The sequence below is a fragment of the Lonsdalea iberica genome (assembly GCF_002111585.1).
Classification (GTDB): domain Bacteria; phylum Pseudomonadota; class Gammaproteobacteria; order Enterobacterales; family Enterobacteriaceae; genus Lonsdalea; species Lonsdalea iberica.
The window spans coordinates 1-710 of record NZ_LUTP01000127.1 but is presented as its reverse complement, the minus strand read 5'-3'; the positions used below and the strand labels follow the sequence as shown (position 1 = coordinate 710).

The 710-nt window shown below is 60.3% G+C and carries 1 pseudogene; it reads right to left on the bottom strand.

Going from position 1 to position 710, the window contains the following annotated elements:
- Positions 1-710 (bottom strand): annotated as a pseudogene (locus tag AU511_RS17040) (type VI secretion system ATPase TssH); the annotation flags it as partial.

Sequence of the window (710 nt, the reverse complement as noted above, 5' to 3'; positions counted from 1 at the left end):
CGCAGGCGCTGAGCGATAGCCTCAAGGGAAACATCCTGACCGACGACACGGCTTCCGATTTCATTTTCCAGCGTCAGCAGTTCGGCCTGCTCGTCTTTCATCAGGGAAGACAGCGGCACGCCGGTCCAGTCGGCAATCACGTTGGCGACCGTGCGGGTGTCCACATCCACCTGAACCAGCACGTCGCCCTGTTGTGCCTGCTCCAGCTGCTGTTGCAGGTCAGAAATTTCAGCCTGCTGGCTGATGTCCTGGCGGCTGGCCATCAGCTGCTGTGCCAGCGCCTTTTCAGTGCTGAAACGTGCTTCCTGCTCCTCGATACGCGCATCCAGTTCAACCCGCTGCTGCTCAATGACAGCCAGACGGTCACCATGACGGTTGCTGCCGGCGGAGATATCTTCCAGCAACGCCTGCTCTTCCAGTTCGAGTGCGGTCAGCTGTGCTTTCAGACGCACAATTTGTTCAGGCACGGTGTCTAGGCTCATGCGGACGCGCGCGGCGGCGGTATCCAGCAAATCAACGGCCTTATCCGGCAATTGGCGACCCGTCAGGTAACGACGGGACAGCGTAACGGCCGCACGCACGGCATCATCGGTAATGTGGACGTTGTGGTGTTCGGCATAGCGGGATTTGAGGCCACGCAGCATCAGGCAGGCGGTGTCGTCGTCCGGCTCGTCGACTTTCACCATCTGGAAACGGCGTTCCAGTGCGGC